General features: G+C 63.3%; 19 protein-coding genes. 9 read left to right on the forward strand and 10 right to left on the reverse strand.

Annotated elements, in window-relative coordinates; all coding sequences use genetic code 11:
• Window positions 1-12 precede the first annotated feature (12 nt).
• From G453_RS26290 to nifH, 7 genes are all read right to left on the reverse strand, one after another.
• Window positions 13-639 carry a hypothetical protein gene (locus G453_RS26290; RefSeq protein WP_051272319.1) on the reverse strand — a complete coding sequence of 209 codons (627 nt, stop codon included), beginning with the start codon at window positions 637-639 and terminating at the stop codon, window positions 13-15.
• A gap of 214 nt (window positions 640-853) precedes the next feature.
• Entirely contained in the window at window positions 854-1156 is a 303-nt protein-coding gene (locus tag G453_RS0110935; protein ID WP_027191100.1) for a (2Fe-2S) ferredoxin domain-containing protein, read from the reverse strand.
• Window positions 1157-1585: 429 nt separating this feature from the next.
• On the reverse strand, window positions 1586-2974 hold the full coding sequence (nifK, locus tag G453_RS0110940; protein ID WP_027191101.1) for a nitrogenase molybdenum-iron protein subunit beta: 1389 nt from the start codon (window positions 2972-2974) through the stop codon (window positions 1586-1588).
• A 12-nt stretch (window positions 2975-2986) separates the two neighbouring features.
• Entirely contained in the window at window positions 2987-4639 is a 1653-nt protein-coding gene (gene nifD, locus G453_RS0110945; RefSeq protein WP_084502248.1) for a nitrogenase molybdenum-iron protein alpha chain, read from the reverse strand.
• 37 nt (window positions 4640-4676) lie between these two features.
• Window positions 4677-5051, reverse strand: coding sequence for a P-II family nitrogen regulator (locus G453_RS0110950; RefSeq protein WP_027191103.1), 375 nt, complete (start codon window positions 5049-5051; stop codon window positions 4677-4679).
• Window positions 5048-5410: a P-II family nitrogen regulator gene (locus tag G453_RS0110955; protein WP_027191104.1), complete on the reverse strand. Its 363-nt coding sequence runs from the start codon at window positions 5408-5410 to the stop codon at window positions 5048-5050. Before G453_RS0110955 ends, G453_RS0110950 begins: the two co-directional genes overlap by 4 nt.
• Before the next feature lie 39 nt (window positions 5411-5449).
• Window positions 5450-6274, reverse strand: coding sequence for a nitrogenase iron protein (nifH, locus tag G453_RS0110960; protein WP_027191105.1), 825 nt, complete (start codon window positions 6272-6274; stop codon window positions 5450-5452).
• Between the two features lie 27 nt (window positions 6275-6301).
• Between nifH and G453_RS28415 the strand changes: the two genes are divergently transcribed.
• From G453_RS28415 to G453_RS0110980, 5 genes are all read left to right on the forward strand, one after another.
• Complete coding sequence (locus G453_RS28415) at window positions 6302-6493, forward strand: hypothetical protein (RefSeq protein ID WP_169725316.1); 192 nt, start codon at window positions 6302-6304, stop codon at window positions 6491-6493.
• Window positions 6494-6525: 32 nt separating this feature from the next.
• Window positions 6526-7479 carry a metallophosphoesterase family protein gene (locus G453_RS26295; protein WP_051272320.1) on the forward strand — a complete coding sequence of 318 codons (954 nt, stop codon included), beginning with the start codon at window positions 6526-6528 and terminating at the stop codon, window positions 7477-7479.
• 214 nt (window positions 7480-7693) lie between these two features.
• A complete protein-coding gene (locus G453_RS0110970) occupies window positions 7694-8491 on the forward strand; it encodes a sulfite exporter TauE/SafE family protein (protein WP_027191106.1) in 798 nt (265 codons plus the stop codon).
• A 36-nt stretch (window positions 8492-8527) separates the two neighbouring features.
• A complete protein-coding gene (locus G453_RS23525; RefSeq protein ID WP_051272321.1) occupies window positions 8528-10258 on the forward strand; it encodes a putative bifunctional diguanylate cyclase/phosphodiesterase in 1731 nt (576 codons plus the stop codon).
• Window positions 10255-11352, forward strand: coding sequence for a LeuA family protein (locus tag G453_RS0110980; RefSeq protein ID WP_043645439.1), 1098 nt, complete (start codon window positions 10255-10257; stop codon window positions 11350-11352). The genes G453_RS23525 and G453_RS0110980 overlap by 4 nt, the downstream gene beginning before the upstream one ends.
• Window positions 11353-11360: 8 nt before the next feature.
• Here G453_RS0110980 and G453_RS0110985 read toward each other — a convergent pair whose 3' ends face one another.
• Together G453_RS0110985 and G453_RS0110990 are read right to left on the reverse strand one after the other, a co-directional pair.
• The gene (locus G453_RS0110985) at window positions 11361-11636 is read right to left on the reverse strand and encodes a type II toxin-antitoxin system RelE/ParE family toxin (protein WP_051272322.1); all 276 of its coding nucleotides are present in this window, start codon (window positions 11634-11636) and stop codon (window positions 11361-11363) included.
• Window positions 11636-11872 (reverse strand): CopG family ribbon-helix-helix protein, encoded by a 237-nt coding sequence (locus G453_RS0110990; protein ID WP_027191109.1) that lies wholly within the window; start codon window positions 11870-11872, stop codon window positions 11636-11638. The genes G453_RS0110985 and G453_RS0110990 overlap by 1 nt, the downstream gene beginning before the upstream one ends.
• A 637-nt stretch (window positions 11873-12509) precedes the next feature.
• On the opposite strand from G453_RS0110990, the gene pta reads away from it, so the two are divergent.
• Together pta and G453_RS0111000 are read left to right on the forward strand one after the other, a co-directional pair.
• The gene (pta, locus tag G453_RS0110995) at window positions 12510-14603 is read left to right on the forward strand and encodes a phosphate acetyltransferase (protein WP_027191110.1); all 2094 of its coding nucleotides are present in this window, start codon (window positions 12510-12512) and stop codon (window positions 14601-14603) included.
• Window positions 14604-14627: 24 nt separating this feature from the next.
• Complete coding sequence (locus G453_RS0111000) at window positions 14628-15839, forward strand: acetate kinase (RefSeq protein WP_027191111.1); 1212 nt, start codon at window positions 14628-14630, stop codon at window positions 15837-15839.
• Window positions 15840-15918: 79 nt separating this feature from the next.
• Here the strand turns inward: G453_RS0111000 and G453_RS0111005 are convergent, their stop codons facing one another.
• On the reverse strand, window positions 15919-16311 hold the full coding sequence (locus tag G453_RS0111005) for a hypothetical protein (RefSeq protein WP_027191112.1): 393 nt from the start codon (window positions 16309-16311) through the stop codon (window positions 15919-15921).
• Between the two features lie 168 nt (window positions 16312-16479).
• Between G453_RS0111005 and G453_RS0111010 the strand changes: the two genes are divergently transcribed.
• Entirely contained in the window at window positions 16480-16737 is a 258-nt protein-coding gene (locus G453_RS0111010; RefSeq protein WP_027191113.1) for a hypothetical protein, read from the forward strand.
• Between the two features lie 203 nt (window positions 16738-16940).
• A complete protein-coding gene (locus G453_RS27935) occupies window positions 16941-17273 on the forward strand; it encodes a hypothetical protein (protein ID WP_156920883.1) in 333 nt (110 codons plus the stop codon).
• Window positions 17274-17318: the final 45 nt, after the last annotated feature.

The following is a 17318-nucleotide window of genomic DNA, read 5'->3' on the forward strand; positions in this document are numbered from 1 at the left end:
TCTGTTGCCGGGTCAGGAGCCGCTGCCGTTCAGGACAGGAGCGCCGGTGGCCGTGCTGCTGAAAAGAGCGCTGAGATCGGCCCCGAAGTCCTCGCCGAGTTCACGCGCGGTATGCGCGCTGAATGCGCCGCTCTTCTTATGGCCCCGGTGGGCATCCAGGTATAGCGCGCCGGTCCGGGCGTCAATTACCCGCGCATGGTAGGCGAAGTCCGTGCCTGTAGACCAGTATGGTGGAAGCAGTGATATGGTCAGCTCGCCGCCGTACCCCAGCACCCGCACCAGCACCACGGTGTCCGCTCCGGCGTCCAGGGCGGCGGCTGCCAGCTCCCCGTCGCTGGCGGCCATGAGGGAGCGCCCCCCCAACCGCGAGGAAAGCGCGTCCGGCCCGACAAGCTCCACTCCCTGCCTGGCGGCAACCGCCTGCTCCACCAGGGTGGTGATCCTACCTATCTTCTGGCGCTCATCTTCTGTTTGCGCCGGATAGTCGACCTCGCACACCAGGATGGTTTTGCCCCAGTTGTTACCCTCAGTTGCCGATCCCCTGGCAACCAGATTCCTGGCCTTGTTGACCGCGCATCCAGACACAAACACTAGTGATACCAGCATGATCGCGGTAAGCGAAAGAGTGAGCGCTCGCATGATTCGTCCTCCGATCGTGGTTGCGCCGGGAACCCCGGCGGCCGCCCCCAGCCGAGGCAGGCAACGTCGGACTAAACAATAAAAAATGATTGTGCAACAATAACTTTTTATTGTTTTGGCTTCCACTTGATTCCAAAACCGGAATGGCCGCCCAGGCGATTAACCCGGACGGCCACCCAAGGCAGACAGAGGCAGGCAGGAGACAGTTTTCGTCTTACAGCAAGAGGTCTTCGGCGGCCTGGCCATTCTCCAGGGCGTCGAGGATCTCGTCGACTTTTTCTTCGCTATCGATTTTTCCGTACCACCAGGCTTCGGGATAGACAATCATCACCGGGCCGTCCTCGCACTGTTTCAGGCAGCCCGAACCCGTGATCAGGACGTCCAGCCCGCGATCCAGGATTTCGGTCTCCATGTACTGGAGGAGGCTTCCGCCCTGCTTGAAGCAGACGCCCTTTGGTTCGCCCTTGGCGCGGAAGCTGTTGCAGACCAATATGTGATGCTTCGGCTTGTTGACCATTTCGTGAACTCCATTTGGCTTCTTGATGAAGATGGGGCTCCGCCCCATACCCGGCCAGGGCTCTGCCCTGGACCCTCAGTTGGCTTCGCGACCGGGTGCTGGGTGCGGCGGCTGGGGGCTGTCCCGTCCGTGCCCTGCGCGGCGGGCTAGAACCGATGCGAAGACGATTCGTCGCCCGTCGCGCAGGGCACGACCGTGACAACCCCCAACCCCGCCGAAACTCCAGTCAGTCGCGTTCGAACACGAGGCTGATATACTGTCGGTTCACTCCAGCAGCGCAAGTAACCACTGTTCCAGAACTTCATTCCAACGCGCTCGAATGCGAAGCTACCTAAAAGTTTTTGAAGGAGTGTCCAGAGAGGAAACTTTTTTCAAAAAGTTTCCTCTCTGGCCGCCGGAGGCATTCTCCTGCCTCTCCTCGTTGTATCCCTAGTACACCAACTCGAAGGAGCTTTCCGGCTCGTCGCGGTCGCGCCGGGTCAGGAAGAGGTCGAGCATCTTTTCCATCAGTCGCAGGGCTCCCTTGTATCCCACGGTGGGGAAGTAGGTGTGTCCCATGCGGTCCACGATGGGGAATCCGTGGCGCAGGTGCGGGATGTCCTCGTCACGGGCGATGTACTTGCAGTAGGTGTTGCCGATGATGAGGTCCACGGGCTCCTGCTTGATCCACTGGTGGAGGATGAACATGTCGCCGGGGCACTTCACCTTGGTGACGCCTTCAGCAGGGGTTCCCTTGATGATTTCGTTGATGGTGCGTTCGAACTTGTTGCCGGGGGTTCCCGAGACCACGTAGGCCGGGATCATGTCCAGCTCGATGCACAGCTTGGTAAGGCCGATCAGCTGATCGGGGTCTCCGGCCAGGGCCACGCGCTTGCCGAAGAAGTACTGGTTGTAGTCGCTCATGACGTCCACGACCTGTCCGCGCTCGAAGTCGATGATCTCGGGCACGGCCTTGCCGGACATCTTGTGCAGGGCCATGATGTAGTCGTCGGTGGCTCCGAGGCTTATGGGCAGGCCCATGATCTGGCAGGGGACCTTGTGCTCGGAGTCCAGCATCTTGGCCGCGTGGGCGGTGGCCCACTCGCCCAGGCCGATGGTGCCGATGGCATCGCCGGAGGAGACGATGTCCGCGACCTTGGCGCCGCCCTTGGGGTACATCTCGAACTTGCCGGTAAGCGGCGCGTTCAGCACGCCCGAGGTGTCGGGGAAGACGTTGGCGGCAACGCCCATCTCCAGGGCCAGGCGCTTGATCTCCGCCATGTCGGCGGGCTCGCAGAAGCCGGGGATGATGTTTAACTTGCCGTTCTTCTCGCCGGTGGACTTGGCCAGGTTCTTGACCATGCCGCCCACCATGTTGGCGTAGCCCGTGACGTGCGAACCCACGTAGGAGGGGGTATTGCAGTAGATCACGTTCTTGCCGGCGGGCACCTTGCCGTCCACGCGGGCCTTTTCGACGATCTGGTTCATGTCGTCGCCGATGGTCTCGGAGAGGCAGGTGGTGTGCACCGCGATCACTTCGGGCTCGTACACCTCGAAGATGTTCTGGATGGCGGTGAGCAGGTTGGCCTGCCCGCCGAACACCGAGGAACCTTCGGTGAAGGAGCTGGTCGCGGCGCTGATGGGCTCCTTGGTGTGCCTGGTGAGGGCGGAGCGGTGGTAGGCGCAGCAGCCCTGGGAGCCGTGGGAGTGCGGCAGGCATCCGTGGATGCCCAGGGCGGCGTACATGGCGCCGACGGGCTGACAGGTTTTTGCCGGGTTGATGGAGAGGGCCTTCCTCTCCACCGTTATTTCTTTCGGGGTATGCCGTAAGAGTGCCATGATCCTATCCTCCTAGCTGGCCACGTAGCAGGCGGTGAGTTCGGGTCCCTCGGACTGCCAGGGGGCCTTCACCTTGCTCCAGACCTTGCTGTTCACCATGCGGTCGATGTCTTTGTAGTAGTTCACCGCGCCCTTGAATCCGGCGTAGGGTCCGCCGTAGTCGTAGGAGTGCAGCTGCTTCAAGGGCACGCCCATCTTCTGCACGGAGTACTTTTCCTTGATGCCTGCGCAGAAGATGTCGGGCTTGTACATCTCGATCAGCTTGTCGGTTTCGTACTGGTTCAGGTCGTCGATGATCATGGTCTTCTTGGGCATGTCGGGGATGAGCCCTTCATAGTCCTTGAACTTCAGTCCGGCTTCCTCGCGGGCCTTGATCTCCTCGGGAGTCAGGCGGGCGCGGTAGTTCTTGGGATCGGCTTCGACTTCCAGCTCCTCGATGTTGCGCGAGTCGGCGTCCACCTTGATGGTGGGGATGACGTGACGGCCTTCGTAGTCGTCGCGGTGTCCGAACTCGTAGCCCGCCGCCAGGGTGGTCATGCCAAGCTCATGGAAGAGCTCCTGGTAGTGGTGGGCGCGCGATCCGCCCACGAAGATCATGGCCGTCTTGCCGGTGGTGCGGGGCTTGATCTGAGCCAGGGCGGTCTCGACGATGGGCATTTCCTCGGCGATGACCTTCTCCACGCGGTCGATGAGCTCCTTGTCGCCGAAGTGGGCGGCGATGCGGCGAAGCGACTTGGCGGTGGCGTTGGCTCCGATGAAGTTCACCTTGATCCAGGGGATGCCGTACTTGGTCTCCAGCATGTCGGCCACGTAGTTGATGGACCGGTGGCACATGACGCAGGAGAGGTCGGCCATCTGGGCGGAGGCGAAGTCATTGTAGGTGGAGTTGCCGGAGAAGGTGGCGTTCACGGTGATGCCGCACTTTTCCATGATGCGATCGATCTCGAAGGCGTCGCCGCCGATGTTGTACTCGCCCAGCATGTTGATGGAGTACTTGCCGGTGCGCTCGGGCTTGTCGGAGGTGCCGACGACCTCGGTGAAGATCTTGTTGTTGGCGATGTGGTGGCCAGCGGACTGGGACACGCCCTTGTAGCCTTCGCAGGAGAAGCCGAAGATGTTGATGCCGAGCTTCTCCTTCATCTTGCGGGCCACGGCGTGCACGTCGTCGCCGATGAGGCCGACGGGGCAGGTGGAGAAGATGGCGATCGCCTTGGGCTTGAAGATGTCGTAGGCCTCCTGGATGGCCGCAGCCAGCTTCTTCTCGCCGCCGAAGATGATGTCTTCATCCTGCATGTCCGTGGAGAACGCGTAAGGGATGAAGTTCTCCGCGCCGGGGGCGGAGGCGTCGGTCTGGTTGCGCCTGGTCAGCCAGGAGTAGAAACCGCAGCCGATGGGGCCGTGGGTGATGTTCACGATGTCGCGGGTGGGGCCAAGGATAACGCCCTTGCAGCCCGCGTAGGTGCAGCCGCGCTGCGTGATGATGCCGGGGACGGTGCGGACGTTGGAGAGAATCTCGCGGTCCTCGGGTCCGTCGGTTTCCTTGATGAATATCTGCTGGGAGCGCTTGCGGCCGACCTTGGGCGGGTACTTGGCCAGAAGCTCCTTCTTGGCTTCTTCCGGGTCGAGCGTCGGGCTGACCAGGTGGTCTTTCATCGGGGCGTCCATGATGCTTCCCTCTTATGATGGCTGGCGCTTGGGCCGTTTATTCGATGGCGCAGGCGCCAGATTCGCCGGTGCGCACCCGCACCGAGTCCGACAGGGGCAGGATGAAGATCTTGCCGTCGCCGGGCTTTCCGGTCTTGTTGACGGAGCTTATCGCTTCAACCACGGTGCCGACCTTTTCGTCGGGGACGACCACGGTCACCATGCGCTTGGCGAAGAGCTTCCCCTTGCTGCCCAGGATCTCGGCGGCTTCCTGGTTGCCCGCAGCGGCGGCGGCGGCCACTTCCGCGTTCACCAGGCCCTTGCCCCGGCCCCAGGCCTCGTGGGCGAAGAAGGCCGCGATACCTGCGTCGGTGAGGGCCTGCTTGGTCTGGTTCATCTTGTTCATGCGAACGACTGCGATGACTTCCTTCATGGCCTGGCCTCCCCAATCGAAGACAGGTCGGTCTCCTTCACGCCGGAGCTGATGGTGAACATCTCGTCAACGGGGGAGACGAAGATCTTGCCGTCGCCGAAGTTGCCCTTTCCGCCGGTGCGGGCGGCGTCCACGATGGTCTTGATGACGTAGTCCTTGTCCTTCTCGGACACGACGGTCATGATCTGGACCTTGGGGATTTCGTCGTAGGTCACTTCGCCGATCTTTATGCCGCGCTGCTTGCCACGACCGGCCACGGCCAGTTTGGTGGCGGCCGGGAAGCCGGATTCCATGAGTGCGGCCATGACGTCGTCAGCCTTCTCGGGGCGGACGATGGAGCGGATCATGATAAGGGACATGCTGTATTCTCCTGCCTTTCTTGATTATTTCGCTGATGCCTAGTTGGCGATGCCGTACTTCACGAGCAGGGATTCCAGCTCTTCGATGGACAGCGGGTTGGGGACCACGAAATTCTGGTTGTCCTGGATCTTGGAGGCCAGGGCCAGGTACTCGTCGGCCTGGGCGTGCTCGGGCGAGAATTCGATGACCGTCTTGCGGTTGAGCTCGGCGCGCTGCACCTGGTTCTCGCGGGGGACGAAGTGGATCATCTTGGTGCCAAGGCGCTCGGCCAGGGCGTTGATCAGGTCCTCTTCGCGGTCGACCTTGCGGGAGTTGCAGATCAGGCCGCCCAGGCGTACTCCGCCGGCTTCGGCGAACTTCACGATGCCCTTGCAGATGTTGTTGGCGGCGTACATGGCCATCATCTCGCCGGAGACGACGATGTAGATCTCCTGGGCCTTGCCTTCACGGATGGGCATGGCGAAGCCGCCGCAGACAACGTCGCCCAGGACGTCGTAGAAGACGTAGTCGAGCTTCTTGTCTTCCTTGTAGGCGCCCAGCTGCTCCAGCAGGTTGATGGAGGTGATGATGCCGCGACCAGCGCAGCCGACGCCGGGCTCGGGACCGCCGGACTCGGTGCACATGGTGCCCTTGAAGCCGGGCTTCAGGATGTCTTCGAGTTCGACGTCCTCGCCTTCCTCGCGAAGGGTGTCCAGAACGGTCTTCTGCTGAAGGCCGCCGAGGAGCAGGCGGGTGGAGTCGGCCTTGGGATCGCAACCCACGACCATGACCTTGTGGCCCAGGGTGGCCAGACCGGCTACGGTGTTCTGGGTGGTGGTGGACTTGCCGATGCCGCCTTTTCCGTAAATAGCGATCTTTCTCATGATAACCTCCGAAGGAAGATGTTGTTTGTGGGATACGCGGAGGTAAAGGCAAACGGCGTGCCAAATGTGCCGATTTTTGCAAATTTGCAAAATATCGAGCATTGGCGGGGCGTGCTGACGGATGGCGATTCTGGCGGGCCACTGGCCCAGGACATGACACACACGAAACGCTACAAAAATGTCTCCCATTTTGTAAGTTTTTGCGGGCCGAAAATGTAACATCAGCGTGTCGGCCCAAAGTGAGGCTTGCCGTGAAGAGACCGCTTCTCCTGCTTTTGTTCGCCCTCCTGCTGGCCGCGTGCGCCGCGCCGCAGGCCACGCGCGCCCGCGAAACAGGCCGCGACTACCAGCGAGTGGTGGTCCTGAGCGACCCCCACTACGGGCGCGCCCAGGCCGGCGGCACTTCCGGCGGGAAAGAGCCGTCCCCGGACCTGAAGCTCCGGGCGGTGGAGGACGTGAACTCGTGGGAGGATGTCGATCTCGTGGCCGTGACCGGCGACATCGTGGCCAAGTACGGCAGCGAAGAGGAGTACGCGCGGGCGGCGCGCTTTCTACGCGCCATCCGCAAGCCCAAGGCCGTGATCGCGGGAAATCACGAATACATGTACGCCGACGCCCCCGAGGGCGGGAAGCTCGTCCGGGCCACTCCTCAGGAACGCAGCCTCAAGCTCGAACGCTTCAGGCGTGATCTGGGCGTGCCGGAACTTCATTATACGGTCGCGCTCGGCCAGTACCTCCTGGTGTTTCTCTCCCCGGACGTGACCGACGGCGAGTTCCTCACGGAAATCTCGGCCGCCCAACTGGACTGGCTGGCCGACACGCTCCGGGCGCATCCGGGCTCCCCAACGCTGATCTTCTTCCACGCGCCGCTCAAGGGAACCCTGGACACCTACAGCGAGAAGATAAACTCCCCCCAGCGCGTGGCCCAGCCGGAACAGGCGATCCACGACGTGCTCATGGCCAATCCGCAGGTCAAGGCCTGGGTCTCCGGCCACACCCACACGCCCCCCGCGCAACCGAGCTTCCTGTCCGATGTGAACCTGTACCATGGCCGCGTCGTTGGCGTTCACAACACGGACATGAACCGCAAGACCATCTGGTCCAATTCCATCTTTCTCTACAATGACAAAATAGTAATCAGGACCTGGAACCACACGGAAGCACGCTGGCAGGACGGCCTGGAACGGACCATCCCGGCCAGATGAAGCCCTGCGGGGAATCCTGACCGGCATCAGCGCGACAGAGCCGCGGACTCCCGCGCGGGGGCTGGCCGGACAGCGGTGCGTCCACCGGGCGTCCACCGGCCCGGACCAGTCGACAAGCCAGGCCAAAGGCGGTAACCCGGCCCTTCCAGGCGCCTGCTCGCCGCGTGTGCGCCATAGGCCAAACTGCCTTCCTCACAAGGAGATTTTTGCCATGATGCTTGTGTATCTGATGCTCTACGCCCTGGCGGGCGCTGCGGCCGGAGTGCTGGCCGGACTTCTGGGCGTGGGCGGCGGCATCGTCATCGTGCCGGTGCTGTCGGTTCTGTTCGTGTGGCAGGGGCTTCCCACGGAATACCTGATGCAGATGGCCCTGGGCACGTCCCTGGCCTCCATCATGTTCACGTCCATCTCCAGCATGCGCGCCCACCACAAGCACGGCGCGGTGCGCTGGAACGTGGTCAAGATGATCACCCCCGGCATCGTCATCGGCACGCTGCTTGGCTCCAAGCTGGCGGCCTGGCTGTCCTCGGGATTCCTGAAGGGCTTCTTCGTCTGCTTCCTGTACTTCGTCGCCGCCCAGATGTTTTTGAACTTCAAGCCCAAACCCAGCCGCGAGATCCCGGGCTTTGGCGCCACGTCCGGCGTGGGCGGCTTCATCGGCGTCATCTCCGCCCTGGTGGGCATCGGCGGCGGCACCCTGACCGTACCCTTCATGACCTTCTGCAACATCCCCATGCACCAGGCCGTGGGAACTGGCGCGGCCATCGGCTTCCCCATCGCCGTTGCCGGGACCGTGGGATACATTTTCGGCGGCATGGACAAGGCCGGGCTGCCCGATTACTCTCTGGGCTTCATCTACCTGCCCGCCATGGTGGGCCTGGTGGTGTTCAGCATGCTCACCGCCCCCACCGGCGCAAAGATCGCGCACAAGCTGCCCGTGGCCAAGCTCAAGAAGGTCTTCGCGGCCTTCCTGCTGATCATGGCCACCAGAATGCTGTTCCAGATTCTGTAATCCAGGTAGAGGGAGCGTCATGCTCAGGAGCCTTACATGAATGATCTCTCCCTCTGCTCGCATGACCATGAGGCCGTCCGTCTGCTGGAGGGCCTCATGGACGCCAACCCATGCGGCGTGGTGATCACCGCCCCGGACGGACGCATCGAGCGCGTCAACCCCGCCTTCACCGCCATCACCGGCTACGAACCGCACGAAGCCGTTGGCCAGACTCCGCGCATCCTCAAGTCCGAACGCCACGACAAAGCCTTCTACACCGCCCTCTGGGACGAGCTGATCGAACTCGGCCACTGGGAAGGCGAAATCTGGAACCGCCGCAAATCCGGCGAGACCTACCCCGAGCGCCTCACCATCCAGGCGGTGTTCTCGCCCGAGGGGCGCCTCGAGCACTACGTGGCCGTGTTCAGCGACCTCTCCGACGTGAAGCTCCACAAGGAACTCCTGCTCCACAGCGCCTACCACGACGGGCTCACCAGCCTGCCCAACCGCGACCTCTTCCTGGACCGCCTGGGCATGGCCCTGCGACAGGCCCGCCAGGACGGCCAGACCCTGGGCGTCATCTGCCTGGACCTGGACCGCTTCAAGGCCGTCAACGAGAGCCTGGGACACGTGGTCGGGGACATCGTCCTCTCCGAGGTGGGCGTAAGGCTCACGAAACTGCTGCGCCAGGCCGACACCCTGGCGCGCCTCTCCGGCGACGCCTTCGCCATGCTGCTCACCGGACTGCGCGACCCGCAGGACGCAGCGCACGTGGCCGGGCGCGTCCTTACCAGCCTCGCCGAGCCCATGTCCCTCCAGGGGCAGGATCTGCACATCGGCGCGAGCCTGGGCCTTACCATCGCGCCCACGGACGGGATCGACCCCGCCCAGCTGCTGCAGAACGCCGAAATAGCCATGTACCGGGCCAAGGAAGAGGGCCGCAACAACTTCCAGTTCTTCACCGAGGACCTGGGCGAGCGCGTCTCCCACAACCTCAGGCTGGAGAACGCCCTGCGCAAGGCCCTCACCCGGGAGGAGTTCGTCCTCCACTACCAGCCGCGCGTGGACGTGTTCACCGGCGAGATCAAGGGCATGGAGGCCCTGGTGCGCTGGCAGCGCCCGGATGGACAGCTGGTCGGGCCGGGCGATTTCATCGCCCTGGCCGAGGAGACCGGACTCATCGTGCCGCTTGGCGAATGGGTGTTGGAGGAAGCCTGCCGCCAGACGCACTTCTGGACCGGGCAGGGCCTTGGCGAGCCCAAGGTGTCCGTGAACCTCTCGCCGCGCCAGTTGGAGCTTCCCGGATTCGCGGCACGGGTGCTGGCGATCCTCGAGCGCACCGGCCTGTCGCCCTTCCAGCTGGAGGTGGAGATCACCGAGAACGTGTTCTTCAAATGCTTCGACACCGCGCGCACCTGCCTGGGCGATCTGGCCGCCGCAGGCATCACCGTGGCCCTGGACGACTTCGGCACCGGCTATTCCTCGCTGACCTACCTGAAACGCCTGCCCATCGGCACGCTCAAGATCGACAAATCCTTCGTGGACGGACTGCCCGACGACGCGGACGACGCGGGCATCGTCACGGCGGTGGTGTCCATCGCCGCCACCCTGGGCATGCAGGTGGTGGCCGAGGGCGTGGAGAACTTCAGGCAGCTGGAATTTTTGCGCTCGCTGAACTGCTGCGACGGCTTCCAGGGCTATCTGTTCGCCCGGCCCGTGCCGCCCATGGAGTTTGCGGCCCTGCTGCGGCGCGGCGCATATCTGCTGCCGGAACCGGAGCGCACATGAAGATCATCGACTCGACCCTGCGCGAGGGCGAACAGTGCTTCGGGGTGTACCTCGCCCCCGAGATCCGCGCGGACATCCTGGCGCGCCTTGCGCGCCTTGGCGTGGACGAGGTGGAGCTCGGCGTTGCCGGGCGCGACGCCTCGCTTGCCGGTCTGGCCGCGCAGGCCCGCGTACTTGCGAACGCGCCCCAGACCTCCGTGTGGGCCGCCTGCCGGGAGGACTCCATCCTGGCCGGAGCAGCCCTGAAGACGGACTGGCTGCACCTGGGGCTGCCCGTGTCCGCCGCACACATGGAGAAGCGCCTGGGCCTCACGCCCGCTGAGCTGCTGGAGCACCTTTCCCGGCACGTGAAGCTGGCCCTGGAGGCCGGAGCGCAGCGGGTGTCGCTGGGGCTGGAGGACGCCTCGCGCGCCGACCCGGATTTCCTGGTGCAGGCCGCGCTGGCCGCCCAGGAGGCAGGAGCCCTGCGGGTTCGCCTGTCGGACACAGTGGGGGTGTGGAATCCCCTGGAAGTGGCCCGGCTGGTGGGGGACCTGAAATCCTGGCTGGACATCGCCGTGGGCGTGCACTGCCACAACGACTTCGGGCTGGGCACGGGCAACGCCCTGGCCGGACTCCTGGCCGGGGCGGACTACGCCGACGCCTCGGTGCTGGGCCTTGGAGAGCGAGCCGGACTGGCCGCGCTCGAGGAGGTGGCCGCGTACCTGCACATGCGCAGGGGCCTGGACTATCGCGTGGAGGAGTTGCCCGGACTGTGCGCCGTAGTGGCCCGGGCCGCCGGGATCGAGATTTCGCCGCGCAAGGCAGTGGCAGGAACCGGACAGTTCGCCTGCGAGACCGGGCTGCATGTGCACGGGCTGGCCCGCGACCCGTCCCTGTTCGAGCCCTACGACCCGGCCTTGCTGGGACACACGCGCCGCACGGCCCTGGGCAAGAAGAGCGGACGCGCCGCCGTGGCCGCTAAACTGGCCGAATTCGGGCTGGACGCCTCCGGGCGCGACCTGGAAGCCCTGGTCCAGGCCGTGCGCGCCGAAGGAGAGAGGCTTGGCCGCCCTCTCACGGACGAAGAGGCGCAGACGATCTTGTCGCGCTGACCGCGACACTAGGCGGGCCACATCATCCTGGTGTGCAAAAGGCGCAAAATCTCCACCCGGCCCTGAGCCACGCGGTAAACGCACACGTAGGGCGAGCCCGGAATCACCAGTTCCCTGGTGCCTTTCACCATGCCCTCCCGTCCTACCCTGGAAAACTGCCCAAGCACCCCGCAGGAGGCCTTGATGCGCACGGCCATGGCCCGTGCAGCCTCGGGGTCGTCTCGGGCGATGTACTCGAGCTGTCCGCGCAGGTCCTCCTTGGCCGTGACGGTCCAGACGACCATCAACCGGCCCCGAACTCGGCGAACACGGCGTCCACCTCGTCCTTGGATGCGAAGCGCCCCTCCTCGGCGGCCTTGATGCCCTCATTCACCTTGGCGATGTACCACTCGTGGTATTCGATGAAGTCTTCAATGGCCTTGTTCAAGGCCCAGTTGCGGCTGCGCCCCATCTGCTTTGCGACGGCGTCCAGCCTGACCAGGGTTTCACCGTCCGTGCGTATCGTGCTTGCGACTCCCATAATGCCCCCTTACGTGACACCATGTTGATAACACTATGCCATCACAGAGGCAACAATTCCTGCGGACGCTGACGGAGCGGACGTCTCGCAATTCAGACCTGTCCGCTTTTCCAGACAACCTCGCCGCCCTCTCCGCCCCGAAGACATGAAGTTCCCGGCCCGGCTTGCTTTGCCGGGAACACGCAGGCACGCTTGGCCCCCGGTCTCCATACGTTTCAGCATCTTTTTTTGCTCTTTGAGGCGCTCCAGGCTGGTTTTGTCTGGAAAACCGGGATATCCTCTGGACAACACGCCTCAGTAAATGCTTTACATCACTAGACATTGACATTTGGCAACACGTGGCACGGTCCTTGTTAGGGAACCTCCATCCAGCCTGACCGGCGGCCCTGAGCCCGGCAGGCGTGAAACAGCGCGTGAACGCACATGACCACCTCTGAACGTCCGGACGGCCAACGCCGGTCCGGTCATCCACATCCTTTCCATGACGCCCAGGCCGGGGCCGCATCGTCGCGCCCTGGCCAGCATATCGTTTCGCGCGGCTGCAAACCGGCCCGCTCCAAGGTTCTTCTTCCTGTCAGGCGGCATCCTTCTCTTCCCGCCCGCGCCCCCCACCAATCACTCATCCGAGGAGACGCCCATGTCTAAAAACCTCTACATCATCGCCACCGAGGCCCGCAGCGGCAAGTCCGCCATCTGCCTGGGCGTGATGCAGCTTCTGCTCAAGGATTTCCAGCGCGTGGCCTTTTTCCGCCCCATCATCTCCGGCTCCGCCCAGGGCAAGCGCGACCACGACATCAACCTGATCCTCTCCCAGTTCTACCTGAACCAGCGCTACGAGGACTCCTTCGTCTACACCCTGGACCAGGCCCGCGACATGATCAACCAGGGCAAGCACACCATCATGCTTGAGAACATCCTGGCCAAGTTCAAGGAGCTGGAATCGCGCTACGACTTCGTGCTCTGCGAAGGCACCGACTTCATGGGCACCGACTCCGCCTTCGAGTTCGACATCAACGCGGAGATCGCCTCCAACCTGGGCTGCCCGGTGATCATCGTGGCCAACGGCCTGGACAAGACCCCCGAGAAGCTGGTGGCCGCCACCCAGATCGCCATCGACACCTTCGAGGAAAAGGGCCTGGACATCTTCGCCACCATCGTCAACCGCGTGGACCCCGGCTTCGAGCAGAAGGTCCTGGACGGGCTGACCTGCAAGTACATCGGCGGACAGGACTGCCTGACCTACGCCATCCCCGAGGACGCCACCCTGGGCAAGCCCACAGTGGGCGACGTGACCAAGTGGCTGGGCGCGCAGGTGCTCTACGGCCAGGACCAGCTGGACACCCCCGTGGACGACTACATCGTGGCCGCCATGCAGGTGGGCAACTTCATGGACTACATCAAGAAGGGCGCGCTGGTCATCACCCCTGGCGACCGCGCCGACGTGGTGCTGGCCTGCTACGCCTCGCGCCTGTCAACCGCCTACCAGGACATCGCGGGCATCGTGCTCACCGGCGGCCTGGACCCCCACAAGAACGTGAAGAAACTGGTGGAAGGCTGGACCGGCATCCCCCTGCCGGTGCTGCTGGCCGAGGGCCACACCTACAAGGTGACGCGCATCCTCATGGACCTCTATGGCCGCATCGAAGCCGACGACCAGAAGAAGATCGCGTCCGCCCTGGGCACCTTCGAGCACCACGTCAAGGGCGACGACTTCCGCTCCCGCCTGGAGTCCAAGAAGTCCTCCAAGATCACGCCCAAGATGTTCGAGTACTCGCTCATCGACCGCGCCAAGAAGGAAAAGCAGCACATCGTCCTGCCCGAGGGCACCTCGCCCCGCATCCTCAAGGCCGCCGACATCCTGCTGCGCCGGGGCGTGGCCGACCTGACCATCCTGGGCAAGGAGAGCGAGGTCCAGCCGCTCATCTCCCAGCTTGGCCTGGACCTGTCCGCCGCGCAGCTTATCGATCCTTCCAAGTCGGAGTTCTACGAGCAGTACTGGACCACCTACTACGGCATGCGCAAGGCCAAGGGCGTCACCGAGGAGATGGCCCGCGACCAGATGCTCTCCCCCACCTACTTCGGCACCATGATGGTGCAGATGGGACAGGCCGACGGCATGGTGTCTGGCTCCATCAACACCACCCAGGAGACCATCCGCCCCGCACTCCAGATCATCAAGACCAAGCCCGGCATGTCCATCGTGAGCTCCGTGTTCCTGATGTGCCTCTCCGACCGGGTGCTGGTGTTTGGCGACTGCGCCGTGAACCCCAACCCCAACGCGCAGCAGCTGGCTGAAATCGCCATCCAGTCCGCCGGGACCGCCGCCGCGTTCGGCGTTGAGCCGCGCATCGCCATGCTCTCCTACTCCACGGGCGCGTCCGGATCGGGCGCGGAAGTGGACAAGGTCCGCGAGGCCACCAAGATCGCCAAGGAGATGGCCCCCGAGCTCAAGCTCGAAGGCCCCATCCAGTACGACGCAGCCATCGACCCCGAAGTCGCGGCGCTGAAGCTCCCCGGCTCGGAAGTGGCGGGCAAGGCCACCGTGTTCATCTTCCCCGACCTGAACACCGGCAACAACACCTACAAGGCCGTCCAGCGCGCCGCCCAGGCCGTGGCCATCGGACCGGTCCTGCAGGGCCTCAACAAACCGGTGAACGATCTGTCCCGCGGATGTACCGTCGAGGACATCGTCAACACCGTCGTCATAACCGCCATCCAGGCGCAACACTAAGCCCTCCCAAGGAGATTCGACCTCATGAAGGTTCTCGTACTGAACTGCGGCAGCTCGTCGCTGAAATACCAGCTCATCGACATGAACTCCGACGCCGTGCTCTGCTCCGGCCTTGCCGAGCGCATCGGCGAGTCCATGGGCAAGATCACCCACAAGTCCTTCCCCGGCGCGGACAACCAGAAGGTGCTCACCGTGGAGGAGCCTTTCGCGGACCACACCGCCGCCCTGGGCCGCTGCGCGGGCATGATCACCGGCGGCGAGGCCCCCGTGGCCACCCCCGAGGAGATCGGCGCCATCGGACACCGCGTGGTGCACGGCGGCGAGGCCTTCCGCGAGCCCACCGTCATCACCCCCGAAGTGGTGGCCACCATCAGGAAGTTCTGCTCGCTGGCCCCGCTGCACAACCCCGCCGGGCTCATGGGCATCGAGGCCGCCACGGCCCTGTTCCCCGGCGTGACCCAGGCCGCCGTGTTCGACACCGCCTTCCACGGCACCATCCCGGACTACGCCTACCTCTTCCCCATCCCCTTCGACCTGTATGAAGAGCTGGGAATCCGCCGCTACGGCTTCCACGGCACCTCCCACGGCTATGTCGCCAAGAAGCTGGCCCAGATCATCGGCAAGCCCTTCGAGAAGACCAGCTGCGTCACCGTGCACCTGGGCAACGGCTGCTCCATGGCCGCCGTGAAGAACGGCCAGTGCGTGGACACCTCCATGGGCCTGACCCCGCTCATGGGCCTGATGATGGGCACCCGCTCCGGCGACGTGGACCCCTCGCTGCACGCCTTCCTGGCCGCCAACAAGGGCATGACCATCGCCCAGGTGGACACCCTGCTGAACAAGGAAAGCGGTCTGAAGGGCATCTGCGGATTGAACGACATGCGCGACATCCACAGCGCGCGCGAGAAGGGCGACAAGAAGGCCGAACTGGCCCTCAAGATGTTCTGCTACCGCGTGAAGCACTACGTGGGCGCGTACCTGGCCGCCCTGGACGGCTGCGACGCCGTGGTGTTCACCGCAGGCATCGGCGAGAACGACCCCGACGTGCGCCAGTTCTCCTGCGACACCCTGGGCGCGGTGGGCGTGAAGATCGACCGCGACCGCAACTACGGCTTCAAGCGCGGCCAGATCACCAAGATCTCCACCGACGACTCCCCGGTGGCCGTGTACATCATCCCCACCAACGAAGAGCTGGAGATCGCCACCCAGACCTATTCGCTCATCAACGGCAAATAGGCTTTACAATCCGCTCTCTTCGTGATGTTTGATGGGGAGCCGCCACATGGCGGCTCCCCTTTTTCGTCCTCCAAGGGAATCACCTTGGGTCAACAAGTTCCATGTAGCGCACCAAATCGTCTTTGCGCGCCCGTCCAGAGGCGAACCGCTCCTTGATGGCCGCGATGCGGGCTTGGCGGGCCGCCCCCGGAAACCAGCGCCAACCGTCGCCCCCGTCGTATGAGAGCACATGCTCGGCGAAGACCGGGTCGATCTCCATGCGCCCGGCCACCTCCCGGTAGCGGCTTAGCATGTCCAGGGCGGTGCGAATCTCGCGCCCGTATGCCTGATACTTGGCCGCGCACTCGGCCATGGCCCGAAGTTGGTCCATGTCCAGGTCCATTTCGCCATGGTGGCCGTGGAGTTTGCAGCGGGCCGGATCGGTGGACGGCCTTTGGAAGGGAAGTTCCCTCCGGCAATGCGGACAATTCATGATGGTATCCTCCTGTGGGATGGGTTTCGGCCGTAGCCGCTTGACCGGAAAGGATACCAGATTAGGAATATGATTCACCCCATATAGCGCTATGTGGGGTGAAATATTTCTTCCTTTGCATATGATCCCCTGAAATTCACGCGGCAAGGTTGCATACAGGAGGAGCATATGGTCTGGGGATTCGGCGGCGATCTTGGAGGAAAGAACAACACGGCCAGCCAAGGCTGGGGCTTGGGCAACCTGCTGGCGGACGCGAATGACGGAGGTCGCAGGGAAAACTTCGCCAACAACGTGCTGGAGTTCGTGAAGGCCGGACAGTCGCCCGGCGCAGAGAGCGCGGAAGATGGCGACGCGGGAACCGGCGTCGGGAAGTACTTTTCCGGCGCTTCCGGGACTCAAGGCCCCGATGGCTGGATCAGCGGGTGAAGTCCCTCGCAGCGGCTCCAGTCGAACGAGGTGTATCGGGTCAAAAGCTTCGTGGATGCGGGAAAGGCCGCAAGCTCCGTTCCCCAGAGAGAGACGAACGGGCAGACAGGTACGATACATGGGGAGGCTCAGACAAGGCATGAGGGCCAGGCAGGCGACTCCAACGGAACCACGCATTCGGGTAAGCTCTCTTGGGTAAACATATGTGGCATTATTTTGTTGGAGAAGGAGCCCCGATTATTGCGAATATTGAAGATGTTTACCACGGGGAGCCAGTTGTATTTAACGACAAGAACCGGACAGGATTTGACACGCATGGTCCTGTCGGAAGAATCGTACTCGAGCGACTTGAAAATGGGGACATCGTAGCAAAACCTGATGTTTTTGATTTCGACAAGCAAGAATGGGGCGAGCGTGATCCGGGCGGATTTCCATATCCCAAAGAAGTATCAACTAGAATTGGGGCACTGCTTCCAGGAACTCCCTTTGAGACAAGATTTGAAGGAACAATATCCCACAAAGAAGGTGATGAATGAAAATCAAAGTGTCTCTCACGGCACTATGCGCATTCTTGTTGTTAA

This window comes from Fundidesulfovibrio putealis DSM 16056 (genome assembly GCF_000429325.1).
Classification (GTDB): Bacteria; Desulfobacterota; Desulfovibrionia; order Desulfovibrionales; family Desulfovibrionaceae; genus Fundidesulfovibrio; species Fundidesulfovibrio putealis.